This window comes from Megasphaera sp. AF13-6AC (assembly GCF_027685385.1).
Lineage (GTDB): Bacteria > Bacillota > Negativicutes > Veillonellales > Megasphaeraceae > Megasphaera > Megasphaera micronuciformis.
Genome location: NZ_JAQCUN010000121.1, coordinates 1 through 3,194, shown reverse-complemented (window position 1 = coordinate 3,194; position 3,194 = coordinate 1). Strand labels below are relative to the sequence as shown.

The 3,194-nt window shown below is 44.7% G+C and carries 6 protein-coding genes; all 6 read left to right on the top strand.

The features are described 5' to 3' along the window. Positions 1 to 662, top strand: a 662-nt coding sequence (locus PGX78_RS06745) for an N-acetylmuramoyl-L-alanine amidase family protein (protein WP_270446053.1), incomplete at its 5' end; no start/stop codon positions are given. A gap of 161 nt (positions 663 to 823) precedes the next feature. Next, positions 824 to 1,135 carry a 50S ribosomal protein L21 gene (gene rplU / locus PGX78_RS06740; protein ID WP_270446050.1) on the top strand — a complete coding sequence of 104 codons (312 nt, stop codon included), beginning with the start codon at positions 824 to 826 and terminating at the stop codon, positions 1,133 to 1,135. Next, positions 1,135 to 1,443, top strand: a complete 309-nt coding sequence (locus tag PGX78_RS06735; protein WP_270446048.1) for a ribosomal-processing cysteine protease Prp — start codon at positions 1,135 to 1,137, stop codon at positions 1,441 to 1,443. The genes rplU and PGX78_RS06735 overlap by 1 nt, the downstream gene beginning before the upstream one ends. Before the next feature lie 20 nt (positions 1,444 to 1,463). Continuing rightward, the gene (rpmA, locus tag PGX78_RS06730; RefSeq protein WP_006942396.1) at positions 1,464 to 1,748 is read left to right on the top strand and encodes a 50S ribosomal protein L27; all 285 of its coding nucleotides are present in this window, start codon (positions 1,464 to 1,466) and stop codon (positions 1,746 to 1,748) included. Positions 1,749 to 1,974: 226 nt separating this feature from the next. Continuing rightward, the gene (locus PGX78_RS06725; RefSeq protein WP_333523982.1) at positions 1,975 to 2,604 is read left to right on the top strand and encodes an ECF transporter S component; all 630 of its coding nucleotides are present in this window, start codon (positions 1,975 to 1,977) and stop codon (positions 2,602 to 2,604) included. Between the two features lie 52 nt (positions 2,605 to 2,656). Beyond that, positions 2,657 to 3,031, top strand: coding sequence for a hypothetical protein (locus PGX78_RS06720; RefSeq protein WP_270446043.1), 375 nt, complete (start codon positions 2,657 to 2,659; stop codon positions 3,029 to 3,031). The last annotated feature ends 163 nt before the right edge of the window (positions 3,032 to 3,194 follow it).

Below are 3,194 nucleotides of genomic sequence, written 5' to 3'. Positions count from 1 at the left end.
ATGTGAGCAGCAAGGGAATCGGTAAGACAGATCCCACGGTAGCATCTAAAACAAAGCCGAAAGCAGTGCCTGTGTATAAACGATCGACAGAGGCCGGTTTACGGGGCAAGGTTATCTGCATTGATCCGGGGCATGGCGGTACGGATTCAGGAGCGGTAGGAGCCTATTCGCAAGAAAAGAATATTACCTTTGCCATTGCTAGCCGCGTACAATCCTTGCTTTCCGCACAGGGAGCGACAGTCGTCATGACGCGTACAGCCGATGTGGATGTATACGGACCGAATGCCGGAGCCGTTGAAGAACTTCAGGCCCGTTGCAATGTAGCCAATATTGCCGGAGCCGATGCTTTCATATCCATTCATATCGATTCCAGTGATTCATCCGAGCCCGGCGGTGTAACGGCTTACTATACGAGCGGTTCTCCCGACGGACAGCGCTTGGCCACGGATTTGCATGCCGCAAATATGAAAGCTACAACCTTTGATGATCGAGGAGTGCGTACGGCTAACTTCTATGTATTAAATCATACGGATATGCCGGCTACTCTCTTGGAACTCGGGTTTATGTCAAATCCTACAGAAGAAAAGACCTTGAACACCGATGCGCAACAGCAAAGTTTTGCTGAAAGTATCGTGGACGGACTAAGTAAATTCTTCACTTAATAAAACGAGGCTCTCATGTCTGTATTAGTTGACATGAGAGCTTTTGTCTTGTAAAATAGACTAGTCATAGCATACAGACGTGGCTGTGCATAAGCCGCATGAAGAGGCCTAAGTCCGCAAGGCGCCGTATTCAGCGAGTATAATGATGAGGAGGTGTCACCATGTACGCTATTATTAAAACCGGCGGTAAACAGTACCGTGTTCAGGAAGGCGAAACGATTTTCGTTGAAAAATTGGAAGCTGAAGTTGATTCGGCTGTCGTTTTTGACGCAGTACTCGCTGTTGGCGGCGAAGGAGATTTGAAAGTCGGAACTCCCGTCGTATCCGGAGCTAAAGTGACGGGGAAAGTTGTTGCTCAGGGCAAAGAAAAGAAGATTCTTGTCTTTAAGTACAAAGCCAAGTCCAACTACCGTCGTCGTCAGGGTCATCGTCAGCCTTTTACAAAGGTTGTCATTGAAAAGATTGAAGGCTAATGATACACATTAAGATGGAGAAGGACAGACAAGACAGATTATGCGGATTTATTGTAGACGGTCATGCCGATTACGCCGAAGCAGGATCTGATATTGTTTGTGCCGCCGTATCCGCTCTTACACAGACGGCTCTGCTCGGTATAATACGTTATGCCGGTGAAGAGAAGGTGGTGTATGAGCAAAGCGAAGGATTTTTGGCAGCTCATACGTTGAGTTTTGTCCCGGAAGTACCAATCGTATTGGAAACGGTCGTCTCCGGATTAAATGAAATTGCACGACAATATCCTGAATATGTCGTGCTAACTTAGTAATTCGGGAGGTGAACGAAATGTTCAAATTTGATTTACAGCTGTTTGCTCATAAAAAGGGTGTCGGCAGTACGCGTAACGGTCGTGACAGCGAATCTAAACGTCTTGGCGTCAAATTACACGACGGCGTTGTCTGCAAGGCAGGCAATATCCTCGTTCGCCAACGCGGTACGCACTTCCATCCCGGCACGAACGTCGGTATCGGCAAAGATGATACATTATTTGCAAAGGTTGCGGGCAAGGTTGCATATGAACGTGCCGGCCGTTATAATCGCAAGGTAAGCGTATATCCGGTGGAAGCATAAGGATATAAGCTAAAACTCCTTACAGCTATTGTAAGGAGTTTTTTTATGTAAATTCATAAAAATTGAATATAGTCAATAAAAAAAGTTTGTGATATACTGAACGTATCGTAAAAGGATTGACTTTCACTACGGGTATTATCGAAACGGGATACACCGAAAGAACGGTCTTTGTTACGATTAATAAACGACTTGTATCTCAATAGAGAGCGAGAACGGAGGAATGAAAATGGAAAAAGTTACGACCATGTCCGGGCGGCAAAGCTTTATGAATGTACGGCAGTTGACTATTGCCGGTCTGTTAACGGCTGTGACCGTTTTTTTAGGTGTCACAGGCTACGGTTTTATCCCCTTAGGCTTCATGAATGCTACCATATTGCATGTGCCGACAATTATAGCGGCTCTTACGGGTGGCCGAAGAGTCGGTATGACTGTAGGGTTTATGTTCGGTGTCTTTTCTTTTATTCAGACCTTGCGGGCACCGGCAATGTTAATGCTTTTTGCCGTGCAGACAAGTATTGTATATGACGCGGCTATCTGTATAGTGCCTCGCGTTTTATTGGGCCTTATTGCCTATGAAGTGAATGCGTTGGCGGAAAAGAGGGGCCTGTCCCTTTATACCAGGACGGCTTTAACGGCTGTAATCGCTACGGTTTGCCATACCGTTCTCTTCTTGGGAATGTATACGCTTCTCGTCGGCTCCGCTTTTGCAGAAGCACAGCAAATTCCCTTTACCAATGTCATTAATTTGATGATCGGCATTACGCTTACTAACGGAATTCCCGAAGCGATTGTCTGCGGGCTTATAGTAACTCCGGTAGTAACGGCATTGCGTAAGTCCGGTATTGTACGTTCATAAAAAATACCGCCTTCGGGCGGTATTTTTCACGGAATCGGAGGGAAATGACGTAGTGGAAGTATTTGTCAATAATGAACGAAGAGAGCTGAATGTAACGGACGGAGTGACGGGAAAAGACTATGCAACTGCTCTTATCTGCAGTGACCAGGTAGTGGATACGGATGAATATAATCGATTCGTTATGACTGAAACAGAGTATAACCGATGGAAAAATCTGTTAACCGTTTTACAGGAGTCTGAAGACTTGCGCCCCGACTTGATTCAGGCTGTAGGTAAGGAAAAGTTGGATAACTATATTTTTGAAGAAACGAAGTACCTTACTCAAGCTTCTTTGGTTATAAAGGAAGAAAATATCAGTTTAAAATTGCTAAAAAAAGCTTTACATGAAAAAAATTCGGTGTGGTTAAAGGAAAACGGTTTTGTCTAATAGGGGCATTTCGGTTATTCCCTTTTACAGTTTTGTGTAAACATGGTATGCTACATAAGTAAATCTACGGAGGGGAAGTCGAATCGGTGAAAAAAATATATGCTTGGGCTGTCGGTTTGGGATTGGCTTTTTTTGTTCTTTTTTTCGGAGTAATAGCTTATTG

Excerpts from the sequence above, each read along its gene's own strand:
- rpmA (WP_006942396.1), top strand. The coding sequence starts at position 1,464 with ATGTTCAAATTTGATTTACAGCTGTTTGCTCATAAAAAGGGTGTCGGC.
- PGX78_RS06725 (WP_333523982.1), top strand. The coding sequence starts at position 1,975 with ATGGAAAAAGTTACGACCATGTCCGGGCGGCAAAGCTTTATGAATGTA.
- PGX78_RS06735 (WP_270446048.1), top strand. The coding sequence starts at position 1,135 with ATGATACACATTAAGATGGAGAAGGACAGACAAGACAGATTATGCGGA.
- rplU (WP_270446050.1), top strand. The coding sequence starts at position 824 with ATGTACGCTATTATTAAAACCGGCGGTAAACAGTACCGTGTTCAGGAA.